Here is a 19,235-nt window from a genome sequence, read left to right on the forward strand (position 1 = left end):
GATGTTGATTGATCACCCAAAAAGTGTGCTGTACAACAGATAAGCATTTAGTCCCGCGATGACGACGGCAACTGTCCAGGCGAGAATCTGCAACCATAGAGGATTGGTGAATTCCCCCATTTTCTGTTTGTCACTGGTAAATTGGACAAGTGGTATGACAGCAAAAGAAAGCTGTAAAGATAAAATCACCTGGCTTAGCACCAATAGTTGCATCGTGCCTTCTGAACCATAAAGGGCGGTAACGGCAACAGCCGGGACAATGGCGATTAATCTTGTGATTAATCTGCGCAACCACGGCTTCAATCTTATGTTCAAGAAGCCCTCCATGACAATTTGGCCGGCCAGCGTCCCTGTCAAGGTAGAGTTTTGCCCTGATGCAAGCAAGGCAACACCAAATAATACACTGGCAATGGAAGTTCCCAATAACGGCGCAAGCAACTCATACGCTTGGCTGATATCTTCTACCACCTTGCCTGATTGGTGAAAAGCGGATGCGGAAAGAATCAGGATGGCAGCGTTGATGAATAAAGCGAAAAACAGTGCGATGGTGGAGTCCATCGTAGCGAAACGGATAGCCGATTTTTTTCCTTCCGGAGTCAATTCATATCTTCGCGTCTGCACAATGGAAGAGTGAAGATACAAATTATGAGGCATGACTGTAGCCCCCAGAATGCCAATGGCGATATACAGCATCTCAGGATTAGTCACTATTTCGGCGCTGGGGATAAATCCTTTTGCTATCCCTAAAACATCTGGCTTAACCAAAATCAGCTCCACCACAAAACAAGCCCCGATGATAATGATTAAGGAAAGGACAATGGACTCAATATAACGAAAACCTTTATTCTGCAAGAGCAAAACAAGCAATACATCTAATGCCGTCAACATGACCCCGTAAAGCAACGGAATGCCAAACAGTAAGTTCAGCGCAATCGCCGAACCGATAAGCTCCGCCAGATCACATGCCGCAATGGCCAACTCGCACAATACCCATAAGCCCATGGCTACCGGCTTACTATAATGATCCCTGCAAGCTTGCGCAAGGTCTCTTCCCGTTACAATCCCCAATTTCCCGGCTAACGCTTGCAGTAATATCGCCATCATATTTGAAAGCAAAATGACCGATAACAACGTGTAATTAAAAAGCGATCCCCCTGCCAAATCGGTAGCCCAGTTCCCCGGATCCATATATCCAACCGCCACGAGATATCCCGGGCCGACAAAAGCTAAAAACTTGCGGAACCAAGATCCTTTCGCCGGAACCGGCAAAGATCGATATACTTCGGAAAGACTGGGCAGTTCACGTTTTTGGCGCCATCCGAGTTCCATTTCTTGCGTGTTCGCTTGTTCCAAATCCAACTTTATTGAACTTTTCATTTCACCCTACCCCTTTCTTTCGAATATTTATGCGCCAGACCATAAGTTTTGCGCCGAGGCAAATTTAAGAGCAAAAAAATTCACGTTTATATCGCAAGCTGATTTTAGCTACAGACCAAAAAAGTTTCCTTCATCTAAAATATACTACAATCAAAGTTCTTTGTGAATAAAATTTTGTTTCCACTAGGGCGTGTCTAATAAATATGTTGGCGCATTATAAAATGATATATTATCGGTCATTTAGTTGCGGGATACCGGAAATAGGGTGAGGCGACCCTTGGTTTTGACTTTGCCGATCAAAGTGTAGTTGATATCCCAAACTTTTTTATCTGCCTATCCCGTCTTCATTGCTTGATAATTAATGAATAAACACCATTGACCATGCGGTCATAATACAATATGATTGTATTGACCACGTAGTCAATATAAGTGTGGCTAAGGGAGTGAGAAGGATAGAAACATACGTTCTGTTATTCAACGAAATGGATCGCGCGAACTTGAGTGATGTCGGAGGGAAGGGAGCCAACCTGGGGGAAATGTGTAAAGCCGGGTTTCCTGTTCCCCCCGGGTTTTGCGTCACGACAGCGGCTTACCGCCATTTCATCGAAACCAGTAATGAGATGGATGCATTGTTGGACTCGCTTAATCAATTAAAGCCGGAACAGCTCGATGAAATCCGCTTATTGGGACAGAGAATTCGTGATCACTTGCTTACCGTCACGCTTTCTGAACAAATAAAATCAGTGATCATCGATGCCTGGACGAAGCTGGGGCGAGATCACGCGTATGCGGTTCGCTCCAGTGCGACAGCCGAAGACTTACCAACCGCTTCTTTTGCCGGTCAACAAGAAACCTACCTGAATGTGAAAGGTTCTGATCAGCTAATCGAAGCTGTTCAAAAATGCTGGGCATCCCTTTTTACGGATCGGGCTATCGTTTACCGTGCAAACAATGGGTTCGATCATCGTTCAGTATACTTGTCTGTCGTAGTTCAACGGATGGTATATCCAGATGTTTCTGGAATTATGTTTACAGCGGACCCGATCACAGGACATCGACACACGGTTTCCATCGATGCTGGATTCGGACTGGGCGAAGCGCTTGTCTCAGGCATTGTGACTGCCGATTTGTATAAAGTGCGCAACAACCAGATTATCCTAAAGCAAATCGCGAAGAAGGAAAAAGGGATTTTCCCCATTTCCCAAGGTGGAACCGAAATCAAGGCACTTCCGCCTGAACTTCAACAAAAGCAAGCTTTGCCAGACCGGATGATCATGGAGCTGGCTGAACTTGGCCGTAGAATAGAACAACATTATGGTTCCGAACAAGATATCGAGTGGTGTCTGGAAGGTGATCAGATCTATATCGTGCAAAGCCGGCCAATCACTTCCCTATACCCCGTGCCGGCTGCAGACGATGATCATTATCGTGTGTATTATTCTTTCGGTCACAAACAAATGATGACAGACTATATAAAACCGCTTGGAACATCTGTCTTGAGAACCCTTGTTCCATTTGACAAAGATTCGTTCCGTGAGGAAAGCCGGAGCTTAGTTGAAGCGGGCGGCAGGCTGTTTTTTGATTATTCCTTTCCGATATATCTGAAATCCGTACAGCGCAAGCTTAGTGAAAGCTCGATGGTGGACGATGATCTGCTGGCCCTTAAAAAGGTCGTATTACGTGAAGAATTTCAACAGAGAGCACTCAAACGGGGGGTGAAGAGACATATTTTCCGCGCATATAAACCGCTCTTGGGCTTCTTTGGCAAAATGGTCCCCCGATTGCTTAAAATCATATACTTTGAAGATCCGCATCGAGCCTTGGAGCGGGCATATGCCACTTTCGAGCGGGACTTAGCTCGCCATCAACAAGCGGTCTTTCAGCGTTCCGGAGCGGAACGGATCAAGTTAATACAAGAAATTGCCGGGCGCGATCTGTTTCTTTCGACCTTTGATTCTTTAACATACACTTTATCCGGATTCATCGCATGGACTATCGTAGACCGCAAGGTTAAAAAATGGTTGGGTGAAGAATTGAGCGCATCGATTCATAAATCTCCGCCGGGGAATGTGACAAGTGAAATGGGTCTTATGATCGGTGATTTGGCGGATGCGGCGAGAAACTGTCCTGAAGTGGTTGCATATCTGCAACGTGCGGAAGACAACACGTTTTATGAAGGTTTGAAAAAGATTGAAGGCGGGGACGCATTTAAGGCTGAACTGGACCAATTCATGAAAAAGTACGGGATGCGGTCCCCTGGTGAAATCGATATGACAAGAGTGCGGTGGAAAGAAGCGCCGACCATGATTGTTCCGTCCATTCTCAGCCATATGAGAAGCAACGCTCCCAATGAGCATCGGGAAAAATTCAAACAAGGAGAACAAGAAGCGAATGAGGCGATCCAAGCCTTGTTAGCGCGGATCAAAGCAACACGTGGCGGCTCACGGAAAGCAAAAAAATTATCCCGATTCATCTCCCTCTTCCGGAATACGGTGGGAATTCGTGAACTGCCTAAATATATCATCATCCGCTATTTTGACATTTTCAGAGAAGCGATTTTGGACGAAGCGAAAATTCTTTCTGAACAAGGAATCATAGAAACCAAAGAAGATGTCTTCTACTTGAAGTTAGATGAGCTGATCGCCTTGCTGAACAACCGCTTAAAAGATGATGTGAAGGATTTGATTTATTACCGGAATATGTTGGAAATCCGATATCGGAACCTCACCCCTCCCCGTGTCATCACAAGCGACGGGGAAGTGTTCACAGCCGAAAGAAGCAATGAGGAAGCGCCACCAGGTGCTTTGCTCGGTATCCCTGTATCGGCGGGTGTTGCGGAAGGGTATGTCAAAGTGGTCCTCAGACTCGAGGAAGGAAAGTTAAACAAAGGGGATATCTTGGTCGCTCCCTATACAGATCCGGGTTGGACCCCTTTGTTCTATTCAGCCAAAGCGCTCGTGACGGAAATTGGGGGCATGATGACCCACGGTTCAGTTGTGGCGAGGGAATACGGAATCCCCGCCGTTGTCGGTGTAGAGAATGCGACGAAAATATTGAAGGATGGCCAGTATATCCGTGTTGACGGCACGAACGGATTCGTTGAAATACTGGATGGAAGCCCCAAAAGTTGAACGTGCATTTTTATTGAAAAAGCGATGGTCTCATCCCCAAAATGTGCGCATCATCTATTCTCGGTACGGTTATGAAAGCAGCACTTCAAGAGATTTAGGATGGGAATGAATAAAAACAGGAAAAGGCAGAAAGCTATACTATACAAACTCAAATATAAGGGTGATAAAATTGAAACAAATCTGCCTTGTTTTCATGGCGTTAACCCTGCTAACGTCGGGATGCAATCTATCGAAACAAAGCGGCGAAGCCAATCGCATCCATCCAAGACAAGTGAGCAACCAACAGTCCGCCCATCCAGAAGTCGTTCCGATGAAAAGCAGAGGCCGGGTGTTACCTGACAAAAGAGGGGAAAACACACTTCAAGCCAAAAAGAACAAAACACGCATCGAAACGATTGGGTATCTTGAACCGGTAAGTCCCGTACAAGCGGTTTCCGATGTCAATGAAACTGCCAAGAATTTGACTTATGTCGGTTTTTTCAGTTACCGTGTCCAACATAACGGGGATTTAATTCCTTTGAATGACACTGCTTCCTTGAAAGCCACTAGACATAACAACGCGATCCCCATGTTGGTGATCACAAACTTCGCCAATGGGAATTTCCAGCCTGATATCGCTCACCGGATCTTTACCGATCAAGTTGTATCCCGGCGGCTGATCAATAATGTGATTCAAGTGATGAAACAAAAAGGATACCGCGCTCTAAACGTGGATTTTGAGCACATCCGAGAAAAAGACCGCCAATTGTACAATGGCTTTTTGGCAACGTTGCTACCACGGGTAAAAAAAGAAGGGTTCCTTGTATCCACCGCTCTTGCCCCCAAAAGCAGTGACAAGCAGGCAGGTCCTTGGCACGGTGCCCATGATTATGCTTTTCATGGCAAAATCGCGGATTTTGTTATTTTGATGACGTATGAATGGGGCTGGACCGGTGGACCTCCCATGGCTGTCGCCCCCCTCCCACAGGTCCGTAAAGTCGTCGATTATGCCGTTTCCAAGATCTCTCCGAACAAAATCATCATGGGCGCTCCCCTATACGGCTACGACTGGATCTTACCGTATAGGAAAGGCGGCCCACCTGCCAAGCGGGTATCGCCTCAAGAAGCGGCGGCGTTTGCTTACCGTAAATCGCTGAAAATACAATACAATAATCGCGATCAAGCTCCGTACTACTATTACACGGATAACAGCGGAAAAAAACATGTGGTCTGGTTTGAAAACGAACAGAGCGCCCAAGCCAAATTCAATTTGATCAAGGAATATCGGCTAAGGGGAATCAGTTATTGGGTTCTTGGTGAGGACTTTCCCCAAAACTGGAAACTGCTTAGAGATAACTTCATCATCCAAAAGTATTGAAATCGGTCTCACCCAGGAAACCTTGCTTTTGTAAGAAAAATTGGGTTTCCCATTCCACTGTACGCTTCCTTCGTTGGGAAAAAACTTGTTTGACATCCTCGGCAGGGGATGTCAAACATAGCTCTCATTCATCTACGCCAATGAAATGGGCGAATCTTCTCTCGTGTTTCATGAATAAATTTTTCAAATTAGAGGGATGGGAAATGGACAAACGAATGAACAATCAAGTAAATGAAGATCATGTTGAACAAGAAAACAGAAACATTACTGAATCGTTTCTGGGGCTCCCATTAAGATCGTTAATAAACAGTCCGATTGATTCAGCCATTGAAGAGGAAATGGCGAAAATAAAAAGGACCAAAAATCGAACAAGACAAGATCAGACATGAACCTCCCCCGCCACTAAGCGATTGTAGGCGGGGGTTTCTCACCAACGGGAACAAAGGCATAATCTCTTCATGAATCCCCTTGACTAGAATATTTTTTGTTTGCTTCGATGCGGGGACCAAGCCATATGGGTTTCCGCCTGCAAAGTGAGCAAGAAACAGCGAATGCCTTCACCACTCCTTTTTTAAGGACCCCGTATGGGGTAATTCAAGATATGTACAAAAGGACTGAGTATTATTTGACAGTATGTTGATCAAACTACAATAAACCCTTGCTAAAGGAAGTGACTTTAATGAATGAAAGAGAAGAAATAAACCAATTACGTGAAGAGTTAGCGGAATTGAAGAAAACGGTAAGCCAACTAAGTCAATCTCAGCGAACATACCAACCAACATCTGTACAGGAACAAATGTCACAAGAAATCATGTCACGGGTTTCCCGACCAGATCAGGAAACACGGCAGTTTTCGGGAAGATAATCTTTCATCTCGGTTGTATTTCACACGCATTTTCGATTCCCCCCTCATCCACGACAAGAATAATGTGAGAACAAAGAAAAGGGTGTCCACTGTTTAATGGACACCTTTTTCTTTGGGAAACACCATTCCTAACGATAAGACACTGTGAAAGGGGTTTTCTCCAATCCGCCTCTTGTTACCATAATTTTATGACCGCGACATGACGCGGCTTAGTTTCAGGTTTATCATTGAAGCCCTGGCCCTTCCGAATTCTTTTAAGCCTTGCATGGCATCCCAATATCCGGATTCTCGCCTTTTCGACGCAGCTAACATACTGAGAAAACCTGTGTCATAAGTTTTATAAGATATGATAAACAACTCTTCCTGCAATCATTCAAGGAGGGAGGCGCATCTTATGGAAAACGGCCCAAGAAATCGAGCTACATATGGATATGTGCCGCAACCGATAAGAAAGGATGGCGCCGGTGGGATCGATTTGGGTCCACGGGACGTCATGCGGGACCTAGAGAACCCCGATATGCTGGTTCCACCGACCACCGATGCCGGGACAATCCCCAACTTGAAGTTCTCTTTCTCCGATGCTTATATGCAGTTAAATCACGGTGGCTGGTCGCGAGAAGTGACGGTCAGACAACTGCCGATTGCTACCACCCTTGCTGGGGTGAACATGTATCTTACGCCGGGCGGTGTGCGTGAGTTACATTGGCATCAGCAAGCAGAATGGGCCTATATGCTTTGGGGCCGGGCACGCATCACCGCGGTCGACCAGGACGGGCGGAACTTCATAGCCGATGTCGGTATGGGCGATTTGTGGTACTTCCCCCCTGGCATTCCACACTCGATTCAAGGGCTGGAGGAAGGCTGCGAGTTTCTGCTCGTCTTCGACGACGGCAGTTTCTCCGATCTCAACACACTCTCCATCACCGATTGGTTCGCGCACACACCGAAGGACGTGCTGGCGGCGAATTTCGGCGTACCGGAAAGCGCCTTTGCCCACATCCCGACGGAACAGCGATACATTTTTCAAGCAAATGTGCCGGGCCCGCTGGAAAATCAAAAGGTACCGGATCCTTACGGTACCGTGCCGAAGAGCTTCACACACCGACTGCTTGCCCAGGAGCCGATAGTAACTCCAGGGGGGACGGTGCGCATAGTCGATTCCACCAACTTCCCCGTTTCGACTGCGATCGCGGCGGCGCTGGTAGAAGTCAAGCCGGGCGGAATGAGGGAAATGCATTGGCACCCGAATAACGACGAATGGCAGTATTACCTCGCGGGCACGGCGCGCATGACAGTGTTCGCGGCGAATGGCAAGGCCCGAACTTTCAATTACCGGGCCGGTGATGTAGGATACGTACCGTTCGCCTTCGGGCACTACATCCAGAACACCGGTGACCAAAGCCTGTGGTTTCTGGAGATGTTCAAGAGTGACCGGTTTGCCGACGTGTCGCTGAACCAGTGGATGGCACTGACTCCTCGGGAGCTGGTAGAGGACAACTTGCATGTGGGACCAAAGTTGATCAACGCATTGCGGACGGAGAAATGGCCGGTCGTCAAATACCCGGATGCCGCAGAGTTTCCAAACAGACGAGAAACCTTTTAAATTTTGAACAGTCCGCCCATTAATTCTCGGATTTTCAAGGAGAAATTGAGGATCATTGATCATTAAGTTTGCCGATCCCGGCCACCAATCATGATCAAAACAAAAACCCCTATCAACAGGGGCAAATGGAATATACCCAAACAGTTAATTGATTCCTAATACAGGTACTCATCGAAGGGCCATCTTGGTTCAATGGGAGGTACGTGTGGCACATGTGGTACGTGTGGTACATGTGGTTCGTGAGGTTCCGGATCAACGGGGGTTCGTGGAAACATCGGGCAATTACAAGGAAAATTATGGAAATAACACAACCAGTAAGATGGGTACCAGTACATCTGATAAAGAACATTCATATTGCATTCATCCTTTTTTAAAAGTCAGCTTTATTCAATTTATGTTCAAACACCGTTTGTGTTTACATACCCGGAACGTTTGCATCCCCGATTTTCCGCCCAACTGCCCATATGTCTGATACCCTTGAATCCCTTCTTCACGAATCCGTCTTTCCTGTGGTTCGCAACCAACCCATTGAAACCGGAAGGTACATGGGCAGTTAATACCATCCTTTGCCGTTTTCATGAACCCTGGTGCGGGACGGTCTGACACCTTCCGCTGGTCCACCGTCAGTTCACCTGAAAAAGCCACAAAAACAAGGTCGTCCTTGCATCTTCCTTTCAACGAGTCTTGCAAAGCCACCATAAAGTTTTTAATAAGCCCGGTCTGGAGTCTTTTACTCTTCGTCTTCAGCCACGCGATAAGACCATTTGCATAATTCCATCTGACTGTCGATCCCTTCGTCCCCCTGAATGGGACGAACGTAATGATAAGTTCCCTCCTCATTCAGCACGCGCGCTTTTCGGTTATCTTTCAACATTAAATCGAGAGCAGCACAAATTCTCTCCTTAATGTCCCGCTGCACAATAGGAAAAGCAATCTCCACTCGTTTTTCCATGTTGCGAGTCATCCAGTCGGCAGAAGATAAATACATTTTTTCTTCGCCGTCGTGATGAAAATAGTAGATGCGGCTGTGTTCCAAGAATCGACCCACTATGCTTCTGACGCGGATGTTCTCGCTGATTCCCGGTATACCCGGACGCAGACAGCAAATGCCGCGAACGATTAAGTCAATTTGGACTCCTCTCAGGGAAGCTTCGTACAATTTGACGATAAGACGCTTGTCCGTAAGTGCGTTCATCTTGGCGATGACACGCCCGTTGCCTGACCGCTCATGAAAATGAATCTCATCGTCAATCAGTCTGATCAGATGATCGCGCAGTTGAAATGGGGAAGTCGAAATGCGATTCCACACGGGTTGCTCCATGTATCCGCTCAAATAGTTAAAAAAGTTGGTGGCATCAATCGCAAACGGCTCGCTTGAGGTCAAAAGGCTCATATCGGTATAAAACTTGGCAGTAATGTCGTTGTAATTGCCGGTTCCAAAGTGGACAAAGCGCACAATCTTTCCTTCCTGCGTTCGCCGCACGATCAGGGTGATCTTGCTATGTGTTTTGAGCCCAGTCAACCCGTAGATCACATGAACACCGACGCGTTCCAGCTTTTTGGCCCACTGGATGTTGTTTTCCTCGTCAAAACGGGCTTTCAGTTCAACAAGAACCGTTACTTGCTTTTCATTTTCCGCTGCCCTGGCCAGCGCTTCAACAATGGGTGAATCGCCGCTCACCCGGTACAGGGTCATCTTGATGGCCAACACATCGGGGTCGTCCGCTGCTTTAGAGATCAACTCGATCACCGGCTGAAAACTTTCGTATGGATGGTGCAAAAGAACATCTTTTTTCCGGACGGCCTCAAAAATGTCCGCTTCACCGATCAAATCTTGCGGAGGCTGGGGAATAAAGGTTTCATATGCCAGATGCTCATGATCGTCTTTCAATTTTCCGTAGAAGGACATGAGAAAGGTAAGATCGATCGGTCCGTCGATCGAGTAGATATCAGGTTTATGAAGTTCAAGGACGCGCATCAAATATTCCAGCACTTCCTCATCCATCGATGACAGGCAGTACTCCAGCCTTACCGCTGCTCCCCACTTTCTTTTTTTCAGCTCTTTTTCGATTTCTTTTAACAGGTCACGTGCCCCTTCTTCCTCCAGGGACAAATCTGCGTTCCGGGTGATGCGGAAGGTGGAGACGGATTTTACTTCGTATCCGCTGAATAACTTATGGATAAAATATTTGATCACATCTTCCGAGAGGACAAAAAAACGCTTCTCTTTTGACGGAACTTCGATCATGCGGCCGATCCCCACGGGAACCTGAACGATAGCCATTTTCGACCGATCCAAGGGAGCATGCTTTTGCTGCAAAATCACCGCCAGATTCAGCTTTTTATTGGACAGCTTGGGAAAAGGATGATATGCATCGATAGCCATCGGAGTGAGAACCGGGAAAATATAGTCGTCGAAAAAATTCTCCAGAAAGGCTACTTGTTCTTTTTCCAGCTCTTTAAAGCAACGGAGGCAGATACCTTCTTGATCCAACAAAGGCAAAATGGTCTTATTTAACAACTTGTACTGCCTGTTCACCAACCGGTGGGTGATCCTTGCAATCTCCGCCAGCTGTTGTTTTGGCGTCATACCTGCTTTGTTCTCCGGCTTATTGAAGCCAGCGTGAACTTGATCTTTTAAACCTGCCACGCGGACCATAAAAAATTCGTCCAGGTTGGAAGAGAAAATGGATAAAAATTTCAACCGCTCCAACAGTGGATTTTGTTCGTCAAACGCTTCTTCCAATACGCGTTCGTTGAAAGCGAGCCAACTGATTTCCCGATTGATATAGTAACTGGGATTGTTCAAATTCAAATCAAATTGCTTCGTTTGGATCCTCAAAATAATCATCACCCACACAAAATACACCTTGTAAGTTAGAATGGTTTTATATTTTCAAGAGCGAATTCATTTCTCATGCAACGAATGTGTTGTTGGCAAAAGTTTGTAAAGGTGTTATTGAAAGCGGAAAACAATTTTCCGGCCCAATACTCTTTCCAGGTGTTTTTTTCGTCGATTCACTTCCTGTTCTTCGAACCGGCTGTTTTCTCGACAGACGACATGGAAAATAAGGGCTTCCTGTCCTTGCTCAATCAATAGCTTCTGGACGATCGGCCTTCTTGTTAAATTCAGGGCGAGAGCGATCCGCATCATCGCCCCCATCAGTTCCAGCTTTTTGACTTCTTCTTTACTGTACCATTTGGAAAACGGCTTTACATGACGCTCAAATTGTACCCGGTTTTTAAAGGAAGCGATCAGAGCCAGCTTGCACTGGTCGCGGTGGGAAAAGCCGTTCAGTGACTGGCAAGTCAACATGTAAAACAGGTGATTGGAGCTCGAATCCATGAGCTGGTCCTGTATGTAGACAATCGCGGCCGCGTTTCGCAAATGAACCCAATCCTCTTCACTCAGAAAAAAACCTTCACCTGATTTTAACTGGTCGAACATTTGCTTTAAGATTTGTGTCAGATGATCGACTTGATCAAAATCCACCTGATAAGTGTGCTGGAGTTGGTAAATGCTCTCTTCCTTAACGGTTGGGTACTGTTCAATCTGAAACTGTTCAAACAGGTATTGATAGATAATCCCTTCCCTTAGACCCTTGCGGCTCAACATAAAAAAAGGAGCGTCCACTTGTTGCGTCAGGGAGTGAATGGTTTGGATGGAAGGAATGATGATGTCGGCCCTCTCTTTGGACAGGCCATCCACTTTTTTACGTTTGGAAAGTGGAAGCGATGCCAGCATATCGTTAATATGTTCCATCTCTTTCGGTTTTATTATGTATTGATGAATTCCTTTGAATGGGTAGTCGTAGTGATACTTATGCATGAGTGCCAGGTTTCTGGCTGTCCCTCCAATCCCGACTACTGGAAGCTCTCTTGCCTGCAGCCAAGGCAATTGTTTCCACGCTCGCTCCAGAAAAGTACGGATTTTTCTCATCTCTTCCGAGGTGGGAGTTTCTCCTTTGACAAAATCTTGTTTCAACGTAAGGGAACCAAAGGGAAAGCTGTGGTATTTCACCATTTTGCGGTTAAGGAAAAAGGAGATTTCCGTGCTTCCCCCGCCAATATCGATCGTATATCCATCCTCAAGATAGGTGGAATTCACCACTGCCAGGAAACCGAAATAGGCTTCTTCTTCTTCACTTAATATCTTAGGAGAAAAAGAGCTGTTTTGGTTGATCTGGTCCAAGATCTGTTCCTTGTTTTGTGCTTGCCGGAGGGCCGCCGTGGCCACACTGATGATATGGTTCATCTGGTAATGAGCTGTCGCCGCTTCGAAGTTATGAAGAGCATCCAGAATGATCCCGACCCCTTTCGGAGTTAACCGACCACGGGTGTCAAAGTGGTTCCGCAAACGAGCCGTGACTTTTAAATTCACTTTTTCCCGAATAAGCCCGGATGGCTCCAGCTCAAACATGACATAGCGAATCGTGTTGGAGCCTATATCAATCACACCGACCCGCTCTTTTTGAAACAGCGGCAGAGAACTAACTGTTTTGCGTTGATGAAAAAATTTCTTCAGCATGAAACAGATTCATTCCTTTTGAAAAGTGATGACAACATCCACATAAGAGGATTTTTACCGATGCAGTTGCATCTTATGATGGGACATTTTTGAGGTTGGCTTGAAAATAACAATAAAAAGTAGACGTAACTAATTTGAATAATAGTAATTCCTCATTGCTATTATCTACGCTTTATTAAATACATATAACCGCGAACTCGTTTCATCAGAGATAGACATTGCGATTGACTGTTGCTGAATTGATGGGGTATATGATGTAAACATAACTAGGAGATTTGCGGCCCCATCAAATTGAAGAAACTGTAGATAGCCATTCCGAAACATTTTATTCTACATAATCATTACAAAAAGCTTATACAGACATATCCAGTCAGGCCGTAGCCCGGATGAAATCAAAATCTGAGCTAGTTTACTTTCATGGGGTTGAGCACTTGTCACTCAAACCCCAAAATGCAGACCGTTTTCGTCTGCCACAACCATGACTTTGGAGCCCTTCCCCGACTTGGATTTCCCTACATGAGACCCCCTTTTATTGGGCAGATGGCACCGAATTTGCTCGATGCTACCTCCACCCCTCCATGTGAAAGTCAGTAATAGGAGATATAAAATCTCCCGAAAAGGTGCATCCGTTAGAGGACACACCCACCAAGGGCTATTCTTGGCTGGTCTGTTTTTGCTTACGCCGTTGGTGGTTATATCGGGACAACTACCAAGTTAACAGCACAGGCCCAAGAATCGCCATCCATTCGTTTACTTCTTTGTAAACGAAGGTAAAAAACCCCAGATACGCATAACCCACCCATCACTTTTATTATGGCGCCCCATGCTACAACTTAAGTTACAACTGGGAGCTATTCAGGTGTTAAGTGGATGGAGCCATGATGATTTCTTTGATTGCCTGCCCCGCCCCTTGGGCTACTGGTCTTCTTAGTAGGTTTCATTGCCATAAACCCGTGACGAGATGCCGGGCTTTCTAAAAGGAGATGCAATCTGTCCCTCGTGGATGCACATATCGGAAAATAGAGCGCGCTCCTGTTGTTCAGTGAGCCATTTTGCCTTGATCCGGTCCTCTGGGATGAGTTTGATTTCTTCGCAAGGGTTATCTGGAATCATTTTTTCTCAATCATCCAAGCGAAGAGTTGTTTCAAATGTTTAACTGTGTTGTTGATCGTTCCGACCTTCCGCTTTTTACTCGCCGCACCTTGGAACCGTTTTTAAGGGGCCGGGTTTCATATCTTGGTTCCCCCTTCAGTTGCTGATTCCTGGAGCTTTTCTTATATAGTCTGTTGTTGTCACTTGATCGAGCATGAATTTTGCTATGCTTGCCCTTGAAATCGGCACGCTTAACAACCCATGGCCGTAATAACCGACTTTTACCGGCTGAACGGACTTATCATTTAAAAGCCCGACCCGGACAAGCGTCCATTTTAAACCGGAAGAGCGGACAATATCGCCGATTCTCACAATTTCATCATAGGCGCCCCGAACCCCGGTTTTAACAAGCGCTACGAGAAAGCGGAACTTAAAATCAAAACGGTCATTGACATCTTTTACGCTGGGTGTGGCAAGCGCGATAATCCTATTGACTCCAAGCTTTTTCATCGCATCCACAATATTTTGCACACCGTCGCTGAGTGCCGTATTCTTCACGTTTCCGCTCGGCCCCAATACGCTTATGACCCCATCGGCTCCACGGATTGCATCTTCAATCGCTTCCCGATCGGACAGTTCCCCTTTTATGATTTTCAGCTTTTCATGCTTGAATTCCTGAAGCTTCTCCGGATTTCGTGCAAACGCCGTTACTCCATATCCTGCTTCAAGCGCCTGTTTAATCACTTCTTTCCCGGTCGGGCCGGTCGACCCAAACAGCGCTATCTTCATTTAATCACCTCATCCTGACATTGATTCATCCAATCCTTCATACTGTTCAGCTTGTTGACTTGTGCAGAAACTGCTTTAGGGCATGTCTGGCAAATCAAGTTGATCGATAGGAGGCGGCGGAAAAACCTTTGCCCGATGAGCGCCGATGGACAAGTGAAGCGAATGGGAAAACGATTTTGGAGCCGCCGACATATTTATCAGACACGCCCTAGATACCCTTTTTCTTTTGCTTTTATTAAGCTGTTTCTTTTTGTTTTTTTGCAACTGAGAGTCCACCAAATAATACGAGTAAATTAAGAATGAGCAGGACCGAAGCCGGTATTGCCGCACCCATTCCTTGACCAGCATTTAAATGTGTGAACACTGCTCCTACCATCGTCAATGCCAGTACCCCAGCAACGAAAAAGCTAACTTTTGGCTTCCAGAAGCCAATCAACAACGCGATAGCGGCCAGTACCTCAATGACACCCACCACATACATAAACCCAACACCATACCCATACGCTTTCGTAAATGCTTCCACTTGCATCGGGACTGCGGCTAGTTTTGCTCCACCAGCGAACAGAAAAGCAATCACAAGTAATCCTTGAATAATTCGTACAACCCATTTCATAGAAAGCACCTCTATTTATTGTGCCTTTTATAAGCACAGTAATGCTCGAAATAAAGTCGCAGTCATCGACTAACTGCAATTCATTCAAGCACATTATATGCCCGAAAGGAATGAAAGTGCATGAGAATTTAAAAGCGCGATGCCAGTTCGACCGTTTTCTTCAAGCCAACTTCCACGATCTCCTTCGCGCGTTCCGGAAATTGATTATGACCTTCAATGACGACAACTTCAGGATTTAAAATACCCCACAAGCTAATCGCAGTTTTTACATAGTTTAGCGACATCTCCATCGGTGCCATTTGCTCAGTGGAATAAACTCCTCCACGAGCATTCAACAGAGCGACTTTTTTATCCGCTGCTAATCCAACAGGGCCTTCCGCCGTGTACTTAAACGTTTTCCCGGGTTGCATCAGATAAGAAATGTAGGTGATAAGCGGAGCCGGAACCGTAAAGTTCCACAGCGGAAATGCAAAGACAATTTTGTCAGATTCCAAAAATTGATCCAAATACCGATTAACGATTTCAACCGCCTTCAGTTCTTCTGCACTGGTTTCCACTCCTTGGCTAAATTTATAAAGACCGGTAATCGCTATGTTCCCGTAGTATGGTAACTCGATGTTATAGAGATCTAGCTCCGTAATGCTGTCTTGAGGGTTTGCTTCTTTGTACTTTTTCAAAAAGGTTTCGTACATTTGGACGCTTACCGACTGATCTGCTGGACGATCGTTAGCTTTTACAAACAATACTTTTGCCATATCAAAACCTCCAATAATAATGTGTAGTAGTATATTATCGGCTTATCTGTATCTTTAAAAAGCACAGTTAAAACGATACGATTCTCCCGTAGGATCATTTAGCTCAAACTCTCTCACCGTTTAAAACTGAGCCTTTATCAGGCACAGTATAAACCGAAATAAATTGCAGTCAGCTTAGAAACTAACTGCAACTATTATAAGCACATTATATGCGTAAGCATTAATAGAATACAAGTCCCGTTCTTGTGTTCGTAATTATTTCCTTACACCGCTAAAATCAACATTCTCCATCAAGTCCTTTAAGGTGTACCCTTTCAAAAATTCAACTGTTTGCTGTTCTGCCTCATTCATAATGGCTTCCAAAACACTATCCAGCTGCTTCCCTGCCTCACCACAATCCATGCTTTCCCCTCTTTCCCCAGAGTCAGCACATTCCGATCTCACAGCCATATATACATCAGCAAGCGTAAGTTTATCTGCAGGTATCTTTAAGCTATATCCACCGTCTCTCCCCTCCTTGGCTTCAACAATTCCGGAAGACGCCAAAAGAGCCAACACTCTGCGGAGAAAGGTGGCATGAGAGTTTACTTGACATGCTATGGTTGCACTTGATAAGAGACCTCCACTTTGGGCGAGCCAGACGAGCACATGAACGGCAATTCCAAAACGTGGTGGGCCGATCTGACTACTTCGATTCGCACTCATTACTATTATCCCTCCTACTGAAAGTGTAACTTAACAGGTTGCATGGAAGCAAGGAAGCGTCACTTAGTCACCAATACAACCTTCATGTGAATGATTACTGATACAATTTAGAAAGAAAATTAGAAATGAGGCATTCTAAATTGAAGTTGTTATTGAGTACAAAGCTGAAAATTCCACAAGAATTTTTGTTTTCAATGTTCTATGATTCAAGTTTCTATCAGCTTATTCGGATATTGTTGATACTTATATTGATCGAGAAGGAGTTGGAGGTCATTTAGTTGTCACCTTTCAATCAAATGAAGGCATCCACACAAAGTATCACGAAATTACACAGTGGGACCCACCTATTCTGTTTGAAACCAAACAGATTGATGATTCTGTGACAATCATTACTCGTCGTCAATTAGAAAAAACAAAGACTGGAACACGTAAACAAAGTCGATATATTTTTTCAGATTCAAGTAGATTATTTTTGTTCATTTTATGGCTTTTAAAGTATAAAATACGCAAATCTAAAAAAAGCACTGGGATTATTTTATTAAAGAAGCGAAAAGAGAATTTGAAAAGAAATCAGAAAGAAAAGGAACTTTCGAAATGAGAAGAACATCCTTTTTGCACCAATGCTAGGGTGTTTAATTATTCTTCTGGCTCTATCACTGAAGGCACGTCATGGATTTACACACCAACCCATAAAAAGTGAGATCAGGTTTCCAAAACAAGACTATAATCAAGGATAGTTCTTTACGTATTATACGAGGGGATTATCCCTTTTTTCTTTCAAAGTAGTATAGGAACCTCAGTTTATTGGTTGGATGGCGACGTTAGTGAAGGTTGAACAGGTGATTAATTCTTATATATACAGCCTCTAATCTTTGTTTATATGTCATTAATGTTAACTCTCTATCTATACATCAATTATTTTCGATGCATGTATCGACCAATCAAATAAATTTGATGTATAATCAAATCAAGAAAAGTTGATGTGAGTCGAATACAATTATAACTTTTGGAGAGTGACTATTATGGTATTGAGACCCCATGTAGCAATTAATGTGAAAGATTTGAATCAATCAATTGTTTTCTATACTCAATTGTTTGGCAGCGAGCCGGTGAAAGTTCGTCCTGGATATGCTAAGTTTGATTTGGAACAACCTGCGTTGAATTTCACTTTAAATGAAGGTGGAGAAGTAATTGGCGGTCTTAATCATCTGGGGATTCAAGTGAAATCCACTGAAGATGTGTTGGCCACAAAAGAACGTCTTCAAAAAGAAGGTCTGGCTACTTTTGACGAGATGAATACTACTTGCTGCTACGCTCGCCAAGATAAAATTTGGGTTACCAGCCCGGATGGGCACCGTTGGGAAGTGTTTACAGTATTGGCAGATGCCGAAGAGAAATCCAATGAATCGCCCGTTTGTTGCACATTGGACGAACCAAAACAAACAGAAACCGATTGTGGCTGCTCATAATCAGTAAGAAAAGAGGAGGTGGGCGCGATGTCCTTATCTACAGAGAAATTTGCTCAAATCGCCAAGGCCCTGAGCGATCCGATTCGCATCAAAATCCTTGATCTCATTCAAGCCGGATACGATCAACTGGGTGCTTCACCTCCTGTTGCTTGTTGTTCTGGTGGTGTCTGTGTTTGTGATATTCAAGAGCAAATGAATATGGCACAATCCAAAGTGTCGTATCATCTGCGGGAATTAAAAAATGCCGGTCTCCTCCATGAAACCAAAGTAGGGAAATGGAATTTCTATGCCATCAACTATACAACGATGAAGTTATTTCGAGACGAACTCCAACATCGATATCACAGGGAGGCGGAAACCGTTGGAACAAAACTAGATCATTCGGAAAGCAACAGAGCAGGATCTGCTCAGGATTACGGAGATTTATAATCAGGGCATTGAAGATCGAATTGCTACACTGGAGGAGCGGGTAAAATCATTAGAAGAAATGTCTCAGTGGTTTCTGGTCATTGCGGATGGACAAGATATTCAAAGATGGGCATCCCTGAATCTTTATTCTCATCGTTGTGCTTACGCAGGGATTGCGGATATTTCCGTCTATATTGATCGCAACCGGCGCGGAAAAGGGCTTGGTTCTAAATTGCTTCAAGCATTAGAAGGAACAGCGAAAGAAAATGGTATTGGTACTGTTCACCTTTCCCTTTAACCAATTAGGGCAAGGTCTATATCGAAAAGCAGGCTTTCGGGAAGTTGGTGTTTTTCAGAACCAAGGGAAATTGGATGGAACCTTTGTTGATGTCATGGCGATGGAAAAACTGATATAGGGTTTAAACCTTTTTAATATGAGAAAGCCACATCCCGCAATAAAGGATGTGGCTGTTATTTAGCGTGCCCAGCAAGCCGTTAATTGCTAGTTGGTGAAAGTCCAACCGAGGTAAGAGCCAAGTCGCC

14 protein-coding genes and 1 pseudogene are annotated in these 19,235 nt (G+C 44.9%); 7 read left to right on the forward strand and 8 right to left on the reverse strand.

Annotation, left to right across the window (positions count from 1 at the left end; genetic code table 11):
* Positions 1–12 precede the first annotated feature (12 nt).
* Positions 13–1,377: an Nramp family divalent metal transporter gene (locus ACFQNG_RS14115; RefSeq protein ID WP_379865964.1), complete on the reverse strand. Its 1,365-nt coding sequence runs from the start codon at positions 1,375–1,377 to the stop codon at positions 13–15.
* Between the two features lie 452 nt (positions 1,378–1,829).
* Between ACFQNG_RS14115 and ACFQNG_RS14120 the strand changes: the two genes are divergently transcribed.
* The 4 genes from ACFQNG_RS14120 (at position 1,830) to ACFQNG_RS14135 (ending at position 8,333) form a co-directional block, all read left to right on the forward strand.
* Positions 1,830–4,508: a phosphoenolpyruvate synthase gene (locus ACFQNG_RS14120; RefSeq protein ID WP_417498502.1), complete on the forward strand. Its 2,679-nt coding sequence runs from the start codon at positions 1,830–1,832 to the stop codon at positions 4,506–4,508.
* 160 nt (positions 4,509–4,668) lie between these two features.
* The gene (locus ACFQNG_RS14125; RefSeq protein ID WP_379865966.1) at positions 4,669–5,865 is read left to right on the forward strand and encodes a glycosyl hydrolase family 18 protein; all 1,197 of its coding nucleotides are present in this window, start codon (positions 4,669–4,671) and stop codon (positions 5,863–5,865) included.
* A gap of 679 nt (positions 5,866–6,544) precedes the next feature.
* On the forward strand, positions 6,545–6,730 hold the full coding sequence (locus ACFQNG_RS14130; RefSeq protein WP_379865967.1) for a hypothetical protein: 186 nt from the start codon (positions 6,545–6,547) through the stop codon (positions 6,728–6,730).
* A gap of 394 nt (positions 6,731–7,124) precedes the next feature.
* A complete protein-coding gene (locus tag ACFQNG_RS14135; protein ID WP_379865969.1) occupies positions 7,125–8,333 on the forward strand; it encodes an oxalate decarboxylase family bicupin in 1,209 nt (402 codons plus the stop codon).
* A 387-nt stretch (positions 8,334–8,720) separates the two neighbouring features.
* Here ACFQNG_RS14135 and ACFQNG_RS14140 read toward each other — a convergent pair whose 3' ends face one another.
* From ACFQNG_RS14140 to ACFQNG_RS14170, 7 genes are all read right to left on the reverse strand, one after another.
* Positions 8,721–8,954 (reverse strand): hypothetical protein, encoded by a 234-nt coding sequence (locus ACFQNG_RS14140; protein WP_379865970.1) that lies wholly within the window; start codon positions 8,952–8,954, stop codon positions 8,721–8,723.
* Between the two features lie 109 nt (positions 8,955–9,063).
* Positions 9,064–11,175: an RNA degradosome polyphosphate kinase gene (locus ACFQNG_RS14145; RefSeq protein WP_379865972.1), complete on the reverse strand. Its 2,112-nt coding sequence runs from the start codon at positions 11,173–11,175 to the stop codon at positions 9,064–9,066.
* Between the two features lie 114 nt (positions 11,176–11,289).
* Complete coding sequence (locus ACFQNG_RS14150; RefSeq protein ID WP_379865974.1) at positions 11,290–12,861, reverse strand: Ppx/GppA phosphatase family protein; 1,572 nt, start codon at positions 12,859–12,861, stop codon at positions 11,290–11,292.
* 1,248 nt (positions 12,862–14,109) lie between these two features.
* Positions 14,110–14,742, reverse strand: a complete 633-nt coding sequence (locus ACFQNG_RS14155; protein WP_379865976.1) for an NAD(P)-dependent oxidoreductase — start codon at positions 14,740–14,742, stop codon at positions 14,110–14,112.
* A 235-nt stretch (positions 14,743–14,977) separates the two neighbouring features.
* On the reverse strand, positions 14,978–15,355 hold the full coding sequence (locus ACFQNG_RS14160; protein ID WP_379865978.1) for a DoxX family protein: 378 nt from the start codon (positions 15,353–15,355) through the stop codon (positions 14,978–14,980).
* A gap of 128 nt (positions 15,356–15,483) precedes the next feature.
* Positions 15,484–16,143 (reverse strand): FMN-dependent NADH-azoreductase, encoded by a 660-nt coding sequence (locus ACFQNG_RS14165; protein ID WP_379865990.1) that lies wholly within the window; start codon positions 16,141–16,143, stop codon positions 15,484–15,486.
* A gap of 222 nt (positions 16,144–16,365) precedes the next feature.
* Positions 16,366–16,815, reverse strand: a complete 450-nt coding sequence (locus ACFQNG_RS14170; RefSeq protein WP_379865980.1) for an RrF2 family transcriptional regulator — start codon at positions 16,813–16,815, stop codon at positions 16,366–16,368.
* Between the two features lie 1,022 nt (positions 16,816–17,837).
* Between ACFQNG_RS14170 and ACFQNG_RS14175 the strand changes: the two genes are divergently transcribed.
* The 3 genes and pseudogenes from ACFQNG_RS14175 (at position 17,838) to ACFQNG_RS14185 (ending at position 19,108) form a co-directional block, all read left to right on the forward strand.
* Positions 17,838–18,284 carry an ArsI/CadI family heavy metal resistance metalloenzyme gene (locus ACFQNG_RS14175; protein ID WP_379865982.1) on the forward strand — a complete coding sequence of 149 codons (447 nt, stop codon included), beginning with the start codon at positions 17,838–17,840 and terminating at the stop codon, positions 18,282–18,284.
* 27 nt (positions 18,285–18,311) lie between these two features.
* A complete protein-coding gene (locus ACFQNG_RS14180) occupies positions 18,312–18,713 on the forward strand; it encodes an ArsR/SmtB family transcription factor (RefSeq protein WP_379865983.1) in 402 nt (133 codons plus the stop codon).
* Positions 18,661–19,108 (forward strand): annotated as a pseudogene (locus tag ACFQNG_RS14185) (arsinothricin resistance N-acetyltransferase ArsN1 family A). The gene ACFQNG_RS14180 and the pseudogene ACFQNG_RS14185 overlap by 53 nt, the downstream one beginning before the upstream one ends.
* The last annotated feature ends 127 nt before the right edge of the window (positions 19,109–19,235 follow it).

Origin of the sequence: Laceyella putida, from assembly GCF_042665195.1 — a bacterium.
GTDB lineage: Bacteria > Bacillota > Bacilli > Thermoactinomycetales > Thermoactinomycetaceae > Laceyella > Laceyella putida.

Excerpts from the sequence above, each read along its gene's own strand:
- ACFQNG_RS14170 (WP_379865980.1), bottom strand. The coding sequence starts at position 16,815 with ATGAGTGCGAATCGAAGTAGTCAGATCGGCCCACCACGTTTTGGAATT.
- ACFQNG_RS14115 (WP_379865964.1), bottom strand. The coding sequence starts at position 1,377 with ATGAAAAGTTCAATAAAGTTGGATTTGGAACAAGCGAACACGCAAGAA.
- ACFQNG_RS14175 (WP_379865982.1), top strand. The coding sequence starts at position 17,838 with ATGGTATTGAGACCCCATGTAGCAATTAATGTGAAAGATTTGAATCAA.
- ACFQNG_RS14130 (WP_379865967.1), top strand. The coding sequence starts at position 6,545 with ATGAATGAAAGAGAAGAAATAAACCAATTACGTGAAGAGTTAGCGGAA.
- ACFQNG_RS14155 (WP_379865976.1), bottom strand. The coding sequence starts at position 14,742 with ATGAAGATAGCGCTGTTTGGGTCGACCGGCCCGACCGGGAAAGAAGTG.
- ACFQNG_RS14160 (WP_379865978.1), bottom strand. The coding sequence starts at position 15,355 with ATGAAATGGGTTGTACGAATTATTCAAGGATTACTTGTGATTGCTTTT.
- ACFQNG_RS14150 (WP_379865974.1), bottom strand. The coding sequence starts at position 12,861 with ATGCTGAAGAAATTTTTTCATCAACGCAAAACAGTTAGTTCTCTGCCG.
- ACFQNG_RS14180 (WP_379865983.1), top strand. The coding sequence starts at position 18,312 with ATGTCCTTATCTACAGAGAAATTTGCTCAAATCGCCAAGGCCCTGAGC.
- ACFQNG_RS14135 (WP_379865969.1), top strand. The coding sequence starts at position 7,125 with ATGGAAAACGGCCCAAGAAATCGAGCTACATATGGATATGTGCCGCAA.